Source organism: Burkholderia pseudomultivorans, from assembly GCF_001718415.1.
Taxonomy (GTDB): Bacteria; Pseudomonadota; Gammaproteobacteria; order Burkholderiales; family Burkholderiaceae; genus Burkholderia; species Burkholderia pseudomultivorans_A.
The window spans coordinates 1,285,382-1,303,295 of the sequence record NZ_CP013377.1; the positions used below are offsets into that span (position 1 = coordinate 1,285,382).

Below are 17,914 nucleotides of genomic sequence, written 5' to 3' on the forward strand. Positions count from 1 at the left end.
TCCTTATTCGAGTGGCGGCGCGCAATGCGCCGTCACGGGTTGACGAAGCCCGGCCGGACAATCTGCCGAACGAGGACGGTGAAACCGAAGGGCGGCAGCGCAGCGGGGCGCTGCCCGGGGTGCGTCGCGGCGACGCGACGACGGGCGCGGGCGGGCCGAAGCCCGTCGCAGGATGAAACGGTTCGATGCAGCCGGCCGCCGTGGGCGGTGCGGGTCATGCCGGCCGGCGGGCCGGCGGCCCGGTTCCGGCCCCGAAGGGCGGGCGACGAGAGACGACAGTGGCGGCGTGACACGCGGTTTTCTCCCGAAATCCGGCGATTTGTCGAATCTTATCAGGCGTTCGGGGGCCGCTATCTCATATTCGAACGCTTACATCGACCTTTCGGTTGACAAAAAGTGCCCCGAATCCTTCATTTTTTATCTTTGCAGTATCCGTAACGCTCTGTTGCACGAAGCATTCGGGCACACCCCGACATAAATCAACCGACCGGTCGGTTTATAATCGCTCGCACTTCCACTTCATGACGGATCGCAAGCGATGACGGTTTCCTCTGCACATTCGGTGAACTCGGGCGCGCTGGCGCGCACGGCGGTCGTCGGCGTGATCGGCGCGGGCGCGATGGGCGCGGGCATCGCGCAGGTCGCGGCGGCGGCCGGCCATACGGTCCTGCTGTACGACCTGAACGAAGCCGCCTGCGACAAGGCGCTCGCGTCGATTCGTGCGCAGTTCGCGCGGCTTGCGGAGAAGGGCCGGCTCGAACCGGCGCAGGCGCAGGCCGCCGGCAACCGGCTGCGCGCGGTGCGCGCGCTGGCCGAACTCGCGCCCGCCGCGCTGATCGTCGAGGCGGCGGCCGAACGGCTCGACGTGAAGCGCGACATCTTCGCGACGCTCGAACGCCATGTCGATGATGCGTGCCTGCTGGCCACCAACACGTCGTCGATCTCGATCACGTCGATCGCGGCCGGCCTGCGCGTGCCGCAGCGCGTCGCCGGCCTGCACTTCTTCAATCCGGCGCCGCTGATGGCGCTCGTCGAGGTGGTCAGCGGCCTTGCGACCGCGCCCGACGTCTCGCAGGTGCTGTACGCCACCGCGGCCGCGTGGGGCAAGCAGCCCGTGATGGCGAAATCGACGCCGGGCTTCATCGTGAACCGCGTCGCGCGGCCGTATTACGCAGAGGCGCTGCGCGTGCTGAACGAGCAGGGCGGCACGCCGGCGTCGATCGACGCGGTGATGCGCGAAGCCGGCGGCTTCCGGATGGGGCCGTTCGAGCTGATGGACCTGATCGGCCACGACGTGAACTTCGCGGTGACCGAATCGGTGTTCCGCGCGTACTTCAACGATCCGCGCTACACGCCGTCGCTGATCCAGCAGGAACTGGTGAATGCGGGCTTCCTCGGGCGCAAGTCGGGGCGCGGCTTCTATTCGTATGCGGAAGGCGCGGCGCCGCCCGCGCCGGAATTCGAGCCGCCGCGCGACGCGCCGACCGAGGTCGCGCTGTTCGCCCAGGACGGTCCGGCCGCGGCGCTGCACGCCCGCTTCGCGGAACGCATCGCCGGCGCACGCCGGCACGACGCGCATCCGGACGACCTGCTCGCGACGGCCGGCCGCGCATCGATCGCGCTGACCGACGGGCGCACCGCGACCGCGCGCGCCGCGCAGACGGGCGTCGCCGACCTGGTGCTGGTCGATCTCGCGCGCGATTACGCGCAGGCCGGGCTCGTCGCGCTGACGCGCGCGCTCCAGTGCAGCGACGCCGCCTATGCGGACGCGGTCGGCCTGTTCCAGCAGGCGGGCTTCCGGGTCGTCGGCGTCGCCGACGTGCCGGGGATGGTCGCGATGCGCACCGTCGCGATGCTCGCGAACGAAGCGGCCGACACGGTCAACCAGGGCGTGTGCTCGCCCGCCGATCTCGATCTGGCGATGGAGAAGGGCGTGAACTACCCGTGCGGCCCGCTCGCGTGGGCCGATGCGATCGGCATCGGCCGCGTGCACCGCGTGCTGTCGAACCTGGCGGCGAGCTACGGCGAGGACCGCTATCGCGTGTCGCCGCGCATCGCCGCATTGCATGCCGCCGGCCGGCTGTTCCGGTCGTAGCCGCCACCCGATCACGATAACGACGTCACTCCACTGGAGGAGCACCCCGATGACTCACCTGACGCATCCCGCCGCCGCTCTCGAGCCGATCGAGACCGCCAGCCGCGACGAACTGCAGGCGCTGCAGCTCGAGCGCCTCAAATGGTCGCTGCGCCACGCGTACGACAACGTGCCGCACTATCGCCGCACGTTCGACGCGGCGGGCGTGCACCCCGACGACCTGAAATCGCTCGCCGATCTCGCGAAATTCCCGTTCTCGACGAAGTCCGACCTGCGCGACAACTACCCGTTCGGCCTGTTCGCGGTGCCGCGCGAGCAGGTGGTGCGCGTGCACGCGTCGAGCGGCACGACCGGCAAGCCGACCGTGGTCGGCTACACGGCGCGCGACATCGACACGTGGGCGAACGTGACCGCACGCTCGATCCGCGCCGCGGGCGGCCGGCCCGGCGACACGCTGCACAACGCGTTCGGCTACGGGCTGTTCACCGGCGGCCTCGGGATCCACTACGGCGCCGAGCGGCTCGGCTGCATGGTCGTGCCGATGTCGGGCGGGCAGACCGAGAAGCAGGTGCAGCTGATTCGCGATTTCGAGCCGAAGATCATCCTCGTCACGCCGTCGTACATGCTGAACCTGATCGACGAGATGGTGCGGCAGGGAATGGACCCGGCGCAGTCGTCGCTGAAGATCGGCATCTTCGGCGCGGAGCCGTGGACGCAGGCGCTGCGCGACGAAGTCGAGACGCGCGCGGGCATCGATGCGCTCGACATCTACGGGCTGTCGGAAGTGATGGGCCCGGGCGTCGCATGCGAATGCGTGGAGACCAAGGACGGCCCGGTCATCTGGGAAGACCATTTCTACCCGGAGATCATCGACCCCGTCACCGGCGAGGTGCTGCCCGACGGCAGCGAAGGCGAACTCGTGTTCACGTCGCTGACGAAGGAGGCGATGCCGGTGATCCGCTATCGCACGCGCGACCTCACCGCGCTGCTGCCGCCGACCGCGCGCGCGATGCGCCGTCTCGCGAAGATCACCGGCCGCTCCGACGACATGCTGATCGTGCGCGGCGTCAACGTGTTTCCGAGCCAGATCGAGGAAATCGTCGTCGCACAGCCGAAGCTGTCGGGCCAGTTCCAGATCACGATCTCGCGCGACGGCCATATGGACCGCCTCGACCTCGCCGTCGAGCTGCGCTCCGAAGCCGCGGCGGGCGTCGGCGAAGGCGAGCGCGCCGCGATCGCGCGCGAGGTGCAGCACCGGATCAAGACGATGGTCGGCGTGTCGGCCGGCGTGACGGTGCTGGGCGCGGGCGGCATTCCGGCCAGCGCGACCGGCAAGGCCCGCCGCGTGATCGACCGCCGTCACGCCGCGTGATGTCGAGACCCGATGTTCTACCCGAGGAAACCTGTTCGATGGATGGATTGAAGACCCTGGCCGTCGCGGTCGACGCGCGCGGCATTGCCAGCGTCGCGCTGCAGCGCGGCGACGTGCTGAACGCGTTCGACGAGACGATGATCGCCGAGCTGACCGACGCATTCACGGCGCTCGGCGCGCGCGACGACGTGCGCGCGATCGTGCTGCGCTCGGAGGGCCGCGCGTTCTGCGCGGGCGCCGACCTGCAATGGATGCAGCGCGCGAGCGCGAACGACGCGGCCGCGAACCTGCGCGACGCCGAGCGGTTCGCCGCGATGATGCGCGCGATCCGTCAGTGCCCGAAGCCGACCGTCGCGCGCGTGCAGGGCCACGCGTTCGGCGGCGGCGTCGGTCTGTGCGCGGCGTGCGACATCGTGATCGCGAGCGACCAGGCGCGCTTTGCGGTCAGCGAGGCACGTTTCGGGATCCTGCCGTCGGTGATCGGGCCGTACCTGGTCGAAGCCGTCGGCCAGCGCCAGGCGCGCCGGCTCGCGCTGACCGCGACGCAGCTCGGCGCCGCCGAGGCCGTCGCGATCGGGCTGATCCACCAGACCGTGCCGCTCGACGCGCTCGATCAGGCGCTCGACAAGACGCTTGCCGAACTGAGCCGCAATGGTCCGCATGCGCTGACGGAGATCAAGCGCTTCTTCGACGCGATCGGCGAGTATCCGCCGTCGGAGGCGCGCGCGGCATTCACCGCGCAGACGATTTCGCGCGTGCGCGCGACGCCGGAAGCGAAGGAGGGCTTCGCCGCGTTCTTCGCGAAGCGGCCGCCCGCGTGGGAGCCGGTCGCGGAATAAGCAGGCGCGGCGCGCGTGACGGCGGCGTGCCGCGCCGCCGGCGCCGCAACGGCGACGTGTGTGCAGCGCCGGGCGCTTGCTCTACAATGCGTGACCCCCGGCGCGCCGCCGGCCCAGCCCCGACCGCTTTCCTGCCCGATGATCGTCAATCGTCTTGTCTCCGAGATCCTGTTCGGCTTCACCGGCCTGATCGGCATCATCAATCCGATCGGCATTGCCTTCCTGTTTCTCGAGCGGACCGAGGCGCTGACCGAGCACGAGCGGGACCTGCTCGCGAAGAAAGTCGCGTTCAACGCGTTCATCGTGCTGCTGGTCGCGTTCTTCGCCGGCACGCCGGTGCTGCATTTCTTCGGGATCTCGATGGAGGCGCTGCGGATCGGCGGCGGTTTCGCGGTCGCCGTGGCGGGCTGGCAGATGCTGAACGAGCCCGACGGGCCGGGCGGCGGCGACACGCCGGTCAAGCCGATCGACGCGAACGCGATCATGACGCGCGCGTTCTTTCCGCTGACCGTGCCGCTGACGGTCGGCCCCGGCTCGATCGCGACCGCGATCGCGCTGAATGCGAACCGCACGCACAAGCTGTCGGAGTTCATGCTGTCGAGCATCGTGTCGATCGCCGTCTCGGTGCTGGTCGCGGTCGTGATCTGGCAGACCTACAGCCGCGCCGCGCTGCTGTCGCGCTACCTCGGCAGCGAAGGCACCAAGGTCGCGAAGCGTGTGTCGGCGTTCCTGCTGCTCTGCATCGGCGTGCAGATCATGCTGACCGGCTTCTCCGAATTCCTGCAGCCGATCGCCGACCAGATCAAGTAATCGGCCCGGCCTGCCGATCCGCGTGAACGGGCGTCGCCGCGCGGCGCGGATTCGCTCCTCTTTCATCGCCATCGCAGCTGCCCGGTGCGCACGGGCGCGACAACACGCGTGTGCGCCGCGCGGTATAACATGCGACGTTCCGGCGGATGCGCGGCGTCCGGCTCGCGCGCTGCGTCGCGCGCCGACGCGCATCCGGCCGCACGTTCAACTGAATGGCGAGGGATGCGATGGAATACGTGAAATTCGGGGCGACCGGGCTCGACGTGTCGAAACTGGTGCTCGGTTGCATGACGTTCGGCGAGCCGTCGCGCGGCACGCACCCGTGGACGCTGCCGGAGGCGGAGAGCCGCCCGATCATCCGCCGCGCGATCGAGGCCGGCATCAATTTCTTCGATACCGCGAACATGTACTCGGACGGCACGTCGGAGGAGATCGTCGGCCGCGCGCTGCGCGACTTCGCGAAGCGCGACGAGGTCGTGATCGCGACCAAGGTGTTCTACCGGATGCGCCCCGGGCCGAACGGCGCGGGCCTGTCGCGCAAGGCGATCATGACCGACATTGACCAGAGCCTGAAGCGGCTCGGTACCGACTACGTCGATCTCTACCAGATTCATCGCTGGGACTACCACACGCCGCTCGAGGAGACGCTCGAGGCGCTGCACGACGTCGTGAAGGCCGGCAAGGCGCGCTATATCGGCGCGTCGTCGATGTTCGCGTGGCAGTTCGCGAAGGCGCTGTACACGTCGCGGCAGCACGGCTGGACCCGTTTCGTCAGCATGCAGAACCACCTGAACCTGCTGTACCGCGAGGAAGAACGGGAAATGCTGCCGCTGTGCGAGGCCGAGGGCATCGCCGTGATTCCGTGGAGCCCGCTCGCGCGCGGTCGCCTGACGCGGAACTGGGACGAGTCGTCGAGCCGGCAGCAGAGCGACGAGGTCGGCCAGCGGCTGTACGACGCGACGGTCGAGGCCGATCGCGCGGTTGTCGAGGCCGTCGCCGCGATCGCGGCCGCGCGCAACGTACCGCGCGCGCAGGTGGCGCTGGCCTGGGTCGCGCAGAAGCGCGGCGTCACCGCGCCGATCGTCGGCATCTCGAAGCCGCAACAGCTGGACGATGCGCTCGGCGCGCTGGAACTGAAACTGACCGACGACGAAATCGCGACGCTCGAACGCCCGTATGTCCCGCATGCGGTCGCCGGTTTCAACTGAGCGTCGTCGCCGCGCCGGTCAGCGCGCGGCGGCGAGCATCGGATAGGTAAACAACCCGAAGTGCACGATGTTCAGCCCCGCGTGCGCGAGCGCGGCCGCGAGCAGTCCGCCGCGCCGCCACGCGAGGCCGTAACCGATGCCGGCCACCGTGCCGAGCACGATCCATGGCCAGCCGCCGGCCGCGTGCGCGGCGCCGAACAGCACCGCAGCGATCGCGAGTGCGGCCCACGGTCCCCACGCGAACGCGCGCAACGCACGCGTCAGGCTGCCCTGCACGTAGCCGCGAAACAGCGCTTCTTCGGCGAGCGTGACGAGCAGCAGGTTGTTCGCGAGCCACAGCCAGGCCGACGGCGGCCATTTGGGCGCCCAGCCGACCATGCCGAACGCGAGCGCACCGGCCAGGCACGCGGCCGCCGTCGCGAGCGCGGCCACTGCACCCGTGCGCAGCGCGCGCGACGGCGCGACGTCGGGCGCGACCCACGGCAGCACCCACAGCAGCCATAGGCCGACGAGCGGCTTGTCGAGATTCAGGTACATCGTGAACGGCGCGGCATCCGCGGTGAAGCGCGTCGGGCCGATCACGCGCGGATTGTGGAAGCCGGGGAGCAGGTGCACGCTGAGCGCGACCGCCAGCGCGACGAACACGACGTGCGCGGCGATGCGCGCCGCGAGCGGCCGGTCGGGGGCGACACCCCATGCGGCCGCGGCCAGCAGCGCGAGCGGCGCCAGCGCGACCGGCGCGAGCTGACCGGTCGCCAGCGCACCCGCGTAACCGAGCGCGGCGAAAATCAGACTGGCGAGGCGCAGCGGACGGTGCCACGCGAGGGCGGCTGCGGCAAACAGCGCGAGCCAGGTCGCGGCGAACGGGAGAGTCAGGGCGGGCATCGGCAGCGGGGCATTCGTCGGACGAGACGCCGCGCATCATACCGCAGCGGCCGGCTCGCGCGACGGTGCGGCCTTGCCGGCCGACCGCGAACGGTCGGCCGTCAGCGGCCGGCGACCTCGGTGACGCCTTCGCGGCTCGGGATGTCGACGCTGTTGCGTGTGCGCATGCGCCGCCGATACCAGAACGTCCAGGCGAGCAGGCAGCCGAACACCGAGTAGCCGATGATCGGCGACACGACAAGCACGCGCTCGACCGGCCAGGTCATCACCATCCAGCAGCGCAGCAGCATCTCCAGCGTCATGCAGGCGCCCCAGACGAACGTCATCAGCCGGAGCATCTGCCGCAGCCCCGGCTGCTGGTCCCACACGGCTTCGAAGCGGGCGGCGCCGCCGGCCATCTCGCGGGCCACGGTCGCGCGCGCCAGATAGAAGATCAACGGACGCTCGCGGAACAGCGACAGCAGGAACAGCACGCCGATCGTGCCGGACGCGAGCGACTCGCGCATCAGCAGCGTGCGCGGACTGCCGCCGAGCGCCATGCCGACGATCGACAGCGCGATGCCGAACAGCACGATGATTGCGACCGCATCGATGCGACGCGTGCGAATGAATTCGACGATCGACCAGACGATGGGGGGGATTGCCGACGCGTACAGCGCACCGGTTTCGCCGAAATACGGCTGCGCGACCCGGTATGCGGCCCAGGGCAGCAGCAGGTTGACGACGAGTTCCAGAATCAGGCCGGCGCGTGGTTTCACGGGCGACTCTATGCAGTTGAGGGCGCGCGCGCCAGACGGACGGCTGGCGCGGAAGCGGTACGGACCAGTATATCGAAGAATCGGGCGATGGCGTCGCGGCGGCAACGGCATTCAGAACAGCAGCGTGCCGAGCCGGACGAGCTCGGATTGACGGCTGCACGACATCTTTCTCATCAGCGAACCGATCTGGTTGCGCACCGTTGCGGTCGCAACGCCCGTCGCGGCCGCATATTCCGCCGGCGAGTGGCCGCTGACGAGCGCGGCGAGCACGCGCGCCTCGGCCGGCGTCAGCGAGAAGAAGGCGGCCAGTTCGTCGAGCCCGGGCACCGCGAATGCGCTGTTCTTGCGCATTCGTACGATCAGCGTCGATTCGTTTGCGAACGTGAACGCGGGCGGGGCCGGCGCGATATCGAGCCGCAGGCCTTCTCCCCACGACGTCGGAACCGAAAACGTCACGGCTTGCCGGCTCGAATCCGCTCGCGCGATCGCCCGCCTCAGACCGGCGGCGAGCGCCGGATGCGGATGGGTCAGCGTCCGTTCGGTCGGGCCCAGCAGCCGGCCTTCGACCAGCCATTCGGTCGCGTTGGCGGTGCGCATCAGGATCGACGCGCGTGGCGTGATCAGCAGCATCGCGTCGCCGACGGCGGCCAGGCCGGTGTCGAGCGCGTCCATGCGCGCCTGCAACGCGCGGGCGCGATCGTCGATGGCTTTCGACAGCGCCCGCACGAAACGGCCGACCGGCGAATTCGCGTCGTCGTCGCGCGGCGCCGCCGGCGACGTCGCGCGCAGGAAGGTGATGCCGGCGCGTATTTCGCGGTTGACGGTCAGTTCGCACGCGAGCACCTGGCCGATGCGATGGGTCGGCAGATATTCGTTGTAGAACGGATGACGACTCACGTCGGGCGCGACGCGCAACCGGTCGCTGTTCAGCCACGTGCATTTCGCCGAGTGCTGCGCGGCCCGCACGATCGGATCGTCGTGTGCGAAGTGGTTGCGATAGTCCTGCTCCGCGCTGTCGTCGAGCCCATGCTGGCGAAGCACCGCCAGTTCGTATCCGGTACTGAAGATCATCAGGCCGGCCGCGTCGGCACCCACCAAGGTTCGCGCCGCATCGAGCAGCGCCGCCCACGGCGGATCGGGATCCGCCACAGTGCGGATCGCGTCCATCGCGGTTCGGAAGGCGGCGGTCGTGGACATGGGCGTTCGGTACCCGGCCGGCGGAGCGTGCCGCCGACAGGCTCGGCAGAAGATACCGAGACATGAGCAATTCGCGTGCGAACCCTTGTCGGAGCGGCGCGGCGCGCGCGGAACAAACGATGTCGGGCGAAAAACGTTGCAGATTCGACACGCGGTGACGCGACGACGACGCGCTTGCGGCCATTTTCTTGCGATTGCGCGGGGCCATCAAGTGCGGTTTGTCCCTGATTGCGCGTCGGGCCTGGTCGGTGCGGCGGCACGCGCGCGGTGGTCAAGGGCCGGCAAAACGCCAAACGCCGGCCGGGCGGCATTGCACCGCCCGGCGATCCCCGATGGATGGGTCGACGTGTCAGGACGCGTTGGGCGCCGACGCGCCGTCGCGATAGGTCACGTTCTGGAAGAAGCGCACGCCGTTCGCGTTCTTTGCGCGCAGTTGCACGATCCGGTAGTTGCCGTCGACGAGCGGCAGGAACTGCGAGCCGGCGCAAGTCTGCGCGCCGGTCGAGTCGACGCCGGCCGTCACGGTCGCCGAGGTCGCCCCGCCCGGAACCGACGTAAAACCGTCGACGCCCGCCGTCGATTTGCCGAGCGTCAGTACCGCGACGCCGAGCAGCGGCGGCGCATCGGCGTTCGGCGTCCAGTCGACGCTGGCCGTCGTCGCCGCGCCGGCCGCCGAGCCGCCAGGCGTCAGGAAGTTCGCGACGACATCCTGGCCGACCGTGGCCCACGGCGTGGTCGCGCCGAGGTTCGCGCTGACCACGGGCGTGGCGCTCGTCACCGTGAACGAGTCGAGCGGATTGCCGCTGGAGTCGAACAGTTCGTAGGTGTATTGCGGATAGAACGGCACGCTCGACGGATCGAGCTGCGACGTATCCCAGAAATACTTCGACGGCGGCGTGAAGGTCGTTGCGGCGCCGGCCACGGTTTGCCACGACCACCGGTATTCGTTCGTATCGCTCGCCACGGTGAGGCTGCCGGTCGGCGGCAAGGTCGCGGGCTTCGTGCCGGGAATCGCCAGATAGTTCGCGGTGCCGCAGGCGCTCGAGCGGAACAGGAACAGGCCGCCGGTCGGCAGGCCGGGCCCGGTCACCTGGACGGCATTGACGTTCGATGCGTTCGGCCCCTGCGGATTGAAGACGAACGACATGCCGGCATCGTAATGGCTGACGTCCGGATTGCCGGTGCTGTCCGCGAACGAATCGAGGAAGGTGCGCAGCGTGACGCGCGATTCGGTGCGCGCGTCGTACTTGAGCTGGTTGCCGACGAGGTTCCAGGACGCGGTGCTGCCGTCCGGCAGCGTAATGGGCGCGGCAAGCTGATGAGCCGTCGTGACGAAGCTGCCCTGCGTGCCGTCGGTGAGCGTGTACGGAATCCGCACGAGCGCCGACTGCGTATTGCTCGCGTCCTTGAAGTATTGCAGCGTCACGGGCTGGCCGACGCTCGCGCCGACCGATGTCGCGAGCTGGAACGCCGCCACGTAGTCGTCGACGCTGGTGTAGCCGTTGTCCATGTAGTGCGAATCGAATGCGGCCGCGCACGACGCGTTCGTGCCGCGCTGCGCGACCTGCGCGGACAGGCACGCTTTCAGCAGGCCCGACATGAAGCCGAGCGTGTTCGCCGCGACGGGAGGCGCCGCAAGCGGGGCGGCCGGCGCGGTCGTCTGGTTGTTGAGGGCGAGGCCTTGCGCCGGCGAGCCGTTCGACACGAGTGTCGTGCCGCTGCCATTTCGCAGCAGCTGCACCGAATCGATCACGGCATCCGCGCCGGTCTGATTCGCCGTGAACGGCGTCGCGATCGCGTCGAAGCTCGACGCCGACAGGCCGTTCTGCTGCAGGATGTCGGCGAGCGCGCTGTTGAGCGTGCCCGACGCCTTCTGCACGGCCGCGGGCTGGACGTTCGCGCCGAGCGTGGCCGGCGCCGTCAGGTCCAGCGCATTGCCGCTCGCGGTCAGCAGGTCGCCGATCGCGGTCGTCAGCGTGGTGACGTTGACCGTCGACGAGGCGCCGGCCGCCGGCAGCGTCGCGATCACCGACACGAGCGGATCGGCGCGCCCCTGCGGATCGGTGGCCACGACCACGACCGGCGCGCTCAGCTGCCCGACGTCCAGCGTATAGGTGCCGTCCGCGCCGGCCGTCGCGGTTGCCGTCTTGCCGTTGACGTCGGTCGCGGTGAGGGCGGCATTGGCGATCGCGGCGCCGCTCGCGACGGTGCCCTGCACCGACGCGGCCGGCGGCGAGGAGGGCGAACTGTCGCTGCCGCCGCCGCACGCGCAGACGGCCGCCGCACCCGCGATGGCCGTCAATGCCATGCGAAGCTGGGTAGAGGAGCGCTTCATGATGGATTCTCCCTGGATGAGTGGGTCGGGCGAGGCCGACCGGCCGGTGCACGCGACGCGATCGCGTACGTCGTAGGCTAGGTGTCGGGCACCGGCGTTTCCATGATTCAAATTGACTAAAGGCGCGCAGCGGCGTGTGCGCTAGGGTCCGTTTAGCGATGGAACGCGCATGCGTTGCCATAGGCGAACGAACCCTCGACTTCTCATGTCGCAGCCGCGAACGGGGAAACTCATGCACGGCGACGCGCCCACGCTGTTCCTGCACGGTGGCCCTGGCGGCTGCGCCGCGTTCGAGCGCGCGCACTTCGGCCGCTCGCTGCCGATTCATTGGTGGGATCAGCCGCGCTCGGTCGTCCTGTACCCGAGCCCGTTCGGCGCGCTCGTCGGCGCGGCCGAGGCTGAACTGCGGCTGCTCGCGCAGCGCGGAGGCGGGCCGGTCGACGTGGTGGCCCATGCGTTCGGTGCAACGCTCGCGCTCGGACTGGCTGCGCGCATGCCGGATGCGCTTGGCAGGGTCGTGCTGCTGGCGCCGGTCGCCGATGTCGGCGCGGCGTTCGTGCGGCTCGCGATGTCGCTCGATGCCGGCGGGAACGATGCGGGGTTCGTGACGGCGGCGCTGGCGGCGTTTCGCGAACGCCCGGATTTTGCGCGGTTCAGCTTGCTGGTCGATGCGATCGTGCGGGCGCGATCGGCGGTGGCGATGGTCCCGGCACAATGGCGGCACCGCGCGCGGGCGCCGTGCCGCGGCATGTTCGACCGTGACGTATTCGACGCGGTCGTCGGCGATGCGTGGTCACGGCCGTTGCCGCTGCCGTCGCCGCAACACGGCGCGGCGTTTGCCGCGCGTGTGCACGTGGTGCTCGGTGCCGCCGATCCGATGCTCGACGTCGATATCGAATGCCGCCGGTGGGCGGCGCTGTGTCCGGCCGCCCGTTTCAGCGTCGTGCCGGGCGGCCATTTCGTTCATCTCGATGCGCCGCTGTCCGCATGGTGGCCGCCGTAGCCCGGCCGCGCAATGTGTCGCGGATACCGTCAGCTCCCCGGCTGCACGATGATCTTCACGTTCCGGTCCTTGTGATTGACCAGTTCCTCGAAGCCGCGCGCGACGATATCGCCGAGCGCGATCCGCCCGGTGATCAGCGGCCGCACGTCGATGCGGCCGTCCGCGATGAAGCGGATCACGTCCGCGAATTCGCCGTTGTACGCGAGCGAGCCGATCACCTCCTTCTCGGTCGACACGATGTCGAAGAAGTTGAACGAGGTCGGCTCTTCGAAGATGCCGACCATCACCGACTTGCCCGCCTTGCGGATCACGTCGATCGCGAGCTTCGCGGTGGCCGTGTGCCCGATGCATTCGAACGACACGTCCGCACCATAGCCGCCCGTCAGCGCCTTGACTTCGGCGATCGCGTCCGACGTCTTCGGGTCGATGACGACGCTCGCGCCGACCTCCAGCGCCTTCGCCTTGCGCGCCGCCGACATCTCCAGCGCGATCACGCGCCCGGCGCCCGCGGCCTTCGCGCACATGATCGTGCACAGGCCGATGGTGCCCGCGCCGACCACGACGACCGTCTGCCCGACGATGCTGCCGGCTTTTTTCACCGCATGCAGCCCGACCGCGAGCGGCTCGATCAGCGCGCCGGCCTCGGTCGGGAAGTTGTCGGGCAGCCGGTACAGCAGTTCGGCCGGCACGTTCACGTATTCGGCGAACGCGCCGTTGTTCATCAGCCCGGTGAACGCGAGGTTCTCGCAGATGTTGTAGAGGCCGTGCGTGCAATACCAGCACTTGCCGCAATGCTGGCACGCGTCGGCCGTCACGCGATCGCCGACCGCGAAGCCGGTCACGCCCGCCCCCAGCGCCGCGATCTCGCCGCTGAACTCGTGGCCGAGGATGCACTGGCCTTTCAGGCCCGTCAGCGGGTGCGGCGCGTCGACCGGGATGAACACGGGCCCGGCGACGTATTCGTGCAGGTCCGACCCGCAGATGCCGCACCAGTGCACGCGAATCTGGACCCAGCCGGCCGGCGGGCGCTCGGGAACGGGAACCTCTTCGACGCGGATGTCGCGGCGGCCGCGCCAGACGGCGGCCTTCATGCTGGGGGCGGTGATCGGTGCCGGTGTACTCACGTTGCTGTCTCCGTCAGGTTGTCGTCGGGCGGGGAGGCGGTGTGGCGCTCCCGTCCGTCGCGCGATTGCGCGATCGACGGACAAGCAGGAACGGGGCCAGCGTGATTCGGGGCGATGCCGCGCTCCGGGAGGATGGCGAAGCGGTGCGATGCAGCATTTCTTTCGGATCGACAGCAGGCGGAGCTGCGACACACGCGGCTGAAATTTGCTGCGGATGCGAAATCTCGTGCCCGGTGAGACGGTGGGACATTCGTCTCAGCGCAATGAGATGAATCGCGAGACGAACGAGGGCCGCGAACGCCCGAGGCGGCCATCCCGTTCGTCAACCGCGCGGCAGCCCCAGATCACCGCCGAACAACAGGACGACGACGAGGGCGGCGCCCGCGATCACATGCCTGACCGCATCGGTCACCACGGTCACCGGCCGCAGCATCGCGTTGAGCCGACGGTTGTGCGCGATCTTTTCCTGCGTGTCGAGAATCTCGTTCACCTCAGTGCCGCAGCAGGTCAGGAGATCCGCGCCGGCGTAGGTGCCCAGGCTGCCGCGAGCGTGCCGGTGGCCGACGACGTCGGCGGACCACGAGGCGCCGAACGCATCGCCGAAGTTGGTGCGGGTTCGCGTAAAGCCGTATTTCTCCAGCCGCGCAATTTCGTCGTCCGGCAGGCCGATGTCGGTCGGGCGATAGTCCGGGTCGTAGCCGATGAAGCTGACCGTCAGCCGCGAACTGAAGCTGCCGTCGGGCTGGATCTGCAGGTCGGACAGTTCTCCGTGTGCGTACCACGGCGTATCGGAGGGCTGCACGGGGCTCGAGTGCCGCAGCGGGGCCAGGGCCGCGCTCAGCGTGCGATCGCCGAGCGCGAAGTCGTAATCGTATTGTTTCGTGCGGACGAGCAATTTGTCTCCGGTGCCGTCCAGTTTCATTTCGTCGACCATCGAGCGGTCCGACTGCGGATAGTCCGGATACTCGGGAACCATGTAGCACGCGGCGACGAAACACAGCACGAAAATCGCCACGTATTTGAAGTATTTGCTGCCGGATTTTCGGGCCATGGTTTTGAACCACCTCGGAAACGATCAATGGATATTGTTTTTGGTCGGCGCAGTCGGGCAGGCCGAATCGTCCGCCGTAGTTTGCCCGAGCTTCGGCGAGCGGGATATGGACGCGTGTCCTGACGCCGGCGACGACGCATTATCGCGACCCGTGAAACGGATCGTTGCGCACGTTACCCCTTTACTTGAAGTTAACTTCAATTTGTATCATGTGCGCCAGTCCGATCGTGTCCGCGCCAAACGTCCCGTTCCGCGCGGCGCCTCAACGGAGGTGGGAGATGACCGAATCGCCTGTCGCCGCGCCCGCCGCCGCGACCGCTTCTCGCAGTTACCGCGCCGCCGTCGCGAACGTCGTGCTGGCCAGCATCGTGTCGGCGTTTCACGTCGGCAAGGCGACGATCGCGCTGCCGTCGCTTCGGCACGAATTCGGCGGTTCGCTCGCGTCGCTGAGCGCGATCATGTCGGTGTTCCCGTTCGTCGGCGTGATCGGCGGGATCGCCGCCGGCCTGCTGGTGCGGCGCTGGGGCGACCGATTGCTGCTGATTGCGGGCCTCGCGATGCTCGGCGCGGCCAGTCTCGCCGGCGCATGGACGAACAGCTTCGCGCTGCTGCTCGGCACGCGTTTCGCCGAAGGGCTCGGCTTCGTGATCGTCGTCGTCGCCGCGCCGGCCGTGCTCAATCGCGTGACGCCGCCCGAACGGCGCAATCTCGTGTTCGGTCTGTGGAGCACGTTCATGCCTGCCGGCATCGCGCTGTCGATGCTCGTCGGGCCGCTGCTCGGCGGCTGGCGCAACGGCTGGCTCGCGGCCGCGATCCTCACGCTCGTCGCGGCGGCGGCGGTGCCCGTCACGACGTCCGCCGACACGCCGACCTCGTCGGACGCGGGCGCGCCGCGCATCGGCACCGCGCTGCGCGAGGTGCTTGCGAAGCGCTCGACGACGCTCCTCGCGCTCGGCTTCGCCACCTACAACGTGCAGTTCTTCGCGGTGATGGCGTTCCTGCCGGTGTTCCTGATGCAGCGCCTCGGCGTCGCGGTCGGCACCGCCGGGCTGATCGGCGCGGCGATCGTCGCCGCCTGCGTGATCGGCAACCTGAGCGCCGGCTGGCTGCTGTCGCGCGGCGCGCGACCGGGGATCGTGATGGCCGCGACCTCGGTCGCGATCGGTGCGGCGGGCATCGGCTTTTTCAGCGCGGCGACGCCCGCGCCGATCGCGGTCGCGCTGGGCTTTGCGTTCTCCGCGATCGCGGGAATGCTGCCGGCGACGATCCTGGCGTGCGCGCCGGGCTCCGCGCCGTCGCCATCGCTTGCGCCGCTCAGCATCGGCTGGGTCGTGCAGGGCAACTATCTCGGACAGGTGATCGGGCCGCTGGCGATCGGCGCGATCGTCGGTGCGTTCGGCTGGCCGGGCGGGATCGGGCTGATGATCGCGGCCGCCGCGCTCGGCACGGCGATCGGCCTGGCGCTGCTGCGCGAACCGACGGGCCGGCGTTGAGCGCAGCGCCGGCTCGATTCAATCTTCACGGAAATTCGTCAAGCATGCCGAACCTCATGGAAAGACTCATCAGCGAATACGTGTCGTACCACCTGCTGGCCTGCGACGAACCGGATGCGGGGCCGTCGCCCGGCACGGCGGGAATGGCGCGCGAGATGATGGAGGCCGACCGCGCGCTGCTGTCGGAGCATGGTGCGCCGGCTGTCTCGTCGTTGCGTCCGCAACTGTTCGTCACGATCCTGGAGGCCGGCGACGACGGTTTGCTGGTGCGCTGGAGCGAAAGCGGCCGTTGTCATTACGGCGAACAGCGCTGGCGGCTGCGCGTCGCGCTGCAGCCGGGACGCTGTGCGATCTCGGGGCGGCCGATCGAGCCGGGCGAACCGGTGTACCGACCGGTGCGGCGACCGGTGCCCGTCAACGGCGACGAGATGATCTGCCCGGCGGCGGTGCCGGGCGCGGAGAACGCCGCATCGGACGCCGTCGACGCGAGCGATCCGGCCGACGTCCTCGGCTGAACGCCGGGGCGCCGGCACGCGCGTTACTTGAGATCCTTCCGGTACTGGATGAACCCCGCGTTGTTCGCGAGCCGGTCGTACAGCGCGCGGGCGGTCGTGTTGGTCTCGTGCGTGAGCCAGTACACGCGGCTTGCGCCGGCCTCGCGCGCCCGTTCGTACACGGCCTCGATCAGCGCGCCGCCGGCGCCCTGGCCGCGCGCGTCGGCGGACGTGAACAGGTCCTGCAGATAGCAGTACGGCCCTTCGGTCCAGCACGAGCGGTGGTAGATCGCGTGCACGATCCCGATCATCGTCCCGGACGCGTCGAATGCGCCGAGCACGAACATCGGCTCGTCCGGATCCATCAGGCGCGCCCACGTCGTCGCGAACACCGCGTCGCTCAGCGCGGTGTTGTAGAACTTCTGGTAACCCTGCCACAGCGGGCGCCATGCGGCTTCGTCGGCGGCCACCAGCGGCCGCACCGTGACGCGCGTCGCGTGGTTCGTGCGGCCGGCCGCGTCGCGCGCGTCGGCCTGCGCGTGACGGATCGCGGCGAGCGACTGCCGCTGCGCGCCTTGCGCGTCGAAGTTGTCCGGCGACAGCCACGCTTCGAACGCGGCCGCGACGGCCGGCCATTCGCCGTCGACGATCGAATACCACGCGGTATCGCGATTGCGGCCCTTGTAGACGATCGCCTGCCGGAACGTGCCCTCGTAGCGAAAGCCGAGCCGGACCGCCGCCTGGCGCGACGGCTCGTTGAGGTCGTCGCACTTCCATTCGTAGCGGCGGTAGCCGAGCGTGTCGAACGCATACTTCATCAGCAGGTACTGCGCTTCGGTCGATACCGGCGTGCGCTTGAGCAGCGGCGAGAACGTGACCGAGCCGACCTCGATCACGCCGTTGGCCGGATCGATGCGCATCAGCGCGAGCGTGCCGACCGCGCGGTTCGTCGAGCGATCGATCACCGTGTAGTGCAGCGGATCGGCGCTTGCCTGCGCGCTGCGCGCGTAGTCGCGGTAGCCGGCTTCGTCGGCATACGGGCCGTGCGCGAGATAGGTCCAGTCGCTGCCGTTTGGCGCCTGCGCGTACGCGGCGTACAGGTCGGACGCATGGCGCTCGGCGTCGAGCGGTTCGAGACGGCAGTAGCGGCCCTCGAGCACGATGCGTTCCGGGCGCGGGCGCGCGGACCAGTCGGAAACGGGGTGGCCGATGGGTTGTCGGTAGTCGTTGGTGAGCGTGGACAAGGTCGA

At 69.2% G+C, this 17,914-nt stretch carries 15 protein-coding genes; 8 read left to right on the forward strand and 7 right to left on the reverse strand.

Annotated elements, in window-relative coordinates; translation table 11 throughout:
* Nucleotides 1-538: 538 nt before the first annotated feature.
* From WS57_RS05470 to WS57_RS05490, 5 genes are all read left to right on the forward strand, one after another.
* The gene (locus WS57_RS05470; RefSeq protein ID WP_069243846.1) at nt 539-2,095 is read left to right on the forward strand and encodes a 3-hydroxyacyl-CoA dehydrogenase; all 1,557 of its coding nucleotides are present in this window, start codon (nt 539-541) and stop codon (nt 2,093-2,095) included.
* 49 nt (nt 2,096-2,144) lie between these two features.
* Entirely contained in the window at nt 2,145-3,467 is a 1,323-nt protein-coding gene (paaK, locus tag WS57_RS05475; RefSeq protein WP_069243847.1) for a phenylacetate--CoA ligase PaaK, read from the forward strand.
* Between the two features lie 38 nt (nt 3,468-3,505).
* Nucleotides 3,506-4,306, forward strand: coding sequence for an enoyl-CoA hydratase-related protein (locus WS57_RS05480; RefSeq protein WP_059517337.1), 801 nt, complete (start codon nt 3,506-3,508; stop codon nt 4,304-4,306).
* Between the two features lie 138 nt (nt 4,307-4,444).
* Nucleotides 4,445-5,116, forward strand: a complete 672-nt coding sequence (locus WS57_RS05485) for a MarC family protein (protein WP_009689372.1) — start codon at nt 4,445-4,447, stop codon at nt 5,114-5,116.
* 227 nt (nt 5,117-5,343) lie between these two features.
* Nucleotides 5,344-6,324, forward strand: a complete 981-nt coding sequence (locus WS57_RS05490) for an aldo/keto reductase (RefSeq protein WP_040131634.1) — start codon at nt 5,344-5,346, stop codon at nt 6,322-6,324.
* An 18-nt stretch (nt 6,325-6,342) separates the two neighbouring features.
* Here WS57_RS05490 and WS57_RS05495 read toward each other — a convergent pair whose 3' ends face one another.
* The 4 genes from WS57_RS05495 to WS57_RS05510 form a co-directional block, all read right to left on the reverse strand.
* Entirely contained in the window at nt 6,343-7,209 is an 867-nt protein-coding gene (locus tag WS57_RS05495; protein WP_069243848.1) for a CPBP family intramembrane glutamic endopeptidase, read from the reverse strand.
* A 101-nt stretch (nt 7,210-7,310) separates the two neighbouring features.
* Nucleotides 7,311-7,967: a VC0807 family protein gene (locus tag WS57_RS05500; protein WP_009693382.1), complete on the reverse strand. Its 657-nt coding sequence runs from the start codon at nt 7,965-7,967 to the stop codon at nt 7,311-7,313.
* 111 nt (nt 7,968-8,078) lie between these two features.
* The gene (locus WS57_RS05505) at nt 8,079-9,164 is read right to left on the reverse strand and encodes a helix-turn-helix transcriptional regulator (protein ID WP_009693383.1); all 1,086 of its coding nucleotides are present in this window, start codon (nt 9,162-9,164) and stop codon (nt 8,079-8,081) included.
* Nucleotides 9,165-9,513: 349 nt separating this feature from the next.
* On the reverse strand, nt 9,514-11,499 hold the full coding sequence (locus tag WS57_RS05510; protein ID WP_155774260.1) for a hypothetical protein: 1,986 nt from the start codon (nt 11,497-11,499) through the stop codon (nt 9,514-9,516).
* Between the two features lie 232 nt (nt 11,500-11,731).
* Between WS57_RS05510 and WS57_RS05520 the strand changes: the two genes are divergently transcribed.
* Entirely contained in the window at nt 11,732-12,502 is a 771-nt protein-coding gene (locus WS57_RS05520) for an alpha/beta fold hydrolase (protein ID WP_059601645.1), read from the forward strand.
* 29 nt (nt 12,503-12,531) lie between these two features.
* On the opposite strand, the gene WS57_RS05525 is transcribed toward WS57_RS05520, so the two are convergent.
* Both WS57_RS05525 and WS57_RS05530 read right to left on the reverse strand, forming a co-directional pair.
* Nucleotides 12,532-13,593, reverse strand: a complete 1,062-nt coding sequence (locus WS57_RS05525) for a 2,3-butanediol dehydrogenase (protein WP_009693387.1) — start codon at nt 13,591-13,593, stop codon at nt 12,532-12,534.
* A gap of 355 nt (nt 13,594-13,948) precedes the next feature.
* Nucleotides 13,949-14,641, reverse strand: coding sequence for a hypothetical protein (locus WS57_RS05530; protein ID WP_155774261.1), 693 nt, complete (start codon nt 14,639-14,641; stop codon nt 13,949-13,951).
* 314 nt (nt 14,642-14,955) lie between these two features.
* Here WS57_RS05530 and WS57_RS05535 point away from each other — a divergent pair, with 314 nt between their 5' ends.
* Together WS57_RS05535 and WS57_RS05540 are read left to right on the forward strand one after the other, a co-directional pair.
* A complete protein-coding gene (locus WS57_RS05535; RefSeq protein ID WP_059517325.1) occupies nt 14,956-16,170 on the forward strand; it encodes a CynX/NimT family MFS transporter in 1,215 nt (404 codons plus the stop codon).
* Between the two features lie 44 nt (nt 16,171-16,214).
* Nucleotides 16,215-16,685 (forward strand): DUF3331 domain-containing protein, encoded by a 471-nt coding sequence (locus WS57_RS05540; protein ID WP_069243851.1) that lies wholly within the window; start codon nt 16,215-16,217, stop codon nt 16,683-16,685.
* Nucleotides 16,686-16,708: 23 nt separating this feature from the next.
* On the opposite strand, the gene WS57_RS05545 is transcribed toward WS57_RS05540, so the two are convergent.
* A complete protein-coding gene (locus WS57_RS05545) occupies nt 16,709-17,908 on the reverse strand; it encodes a GNAT family N-acetyltransferase (RefSeq protein ID WP_009693392.1) in 1,200 nt (399 codons plus the stop codon).
* Between the last annotated feature and the right edge of the window lie 6 nt (nt 17,909-17,914).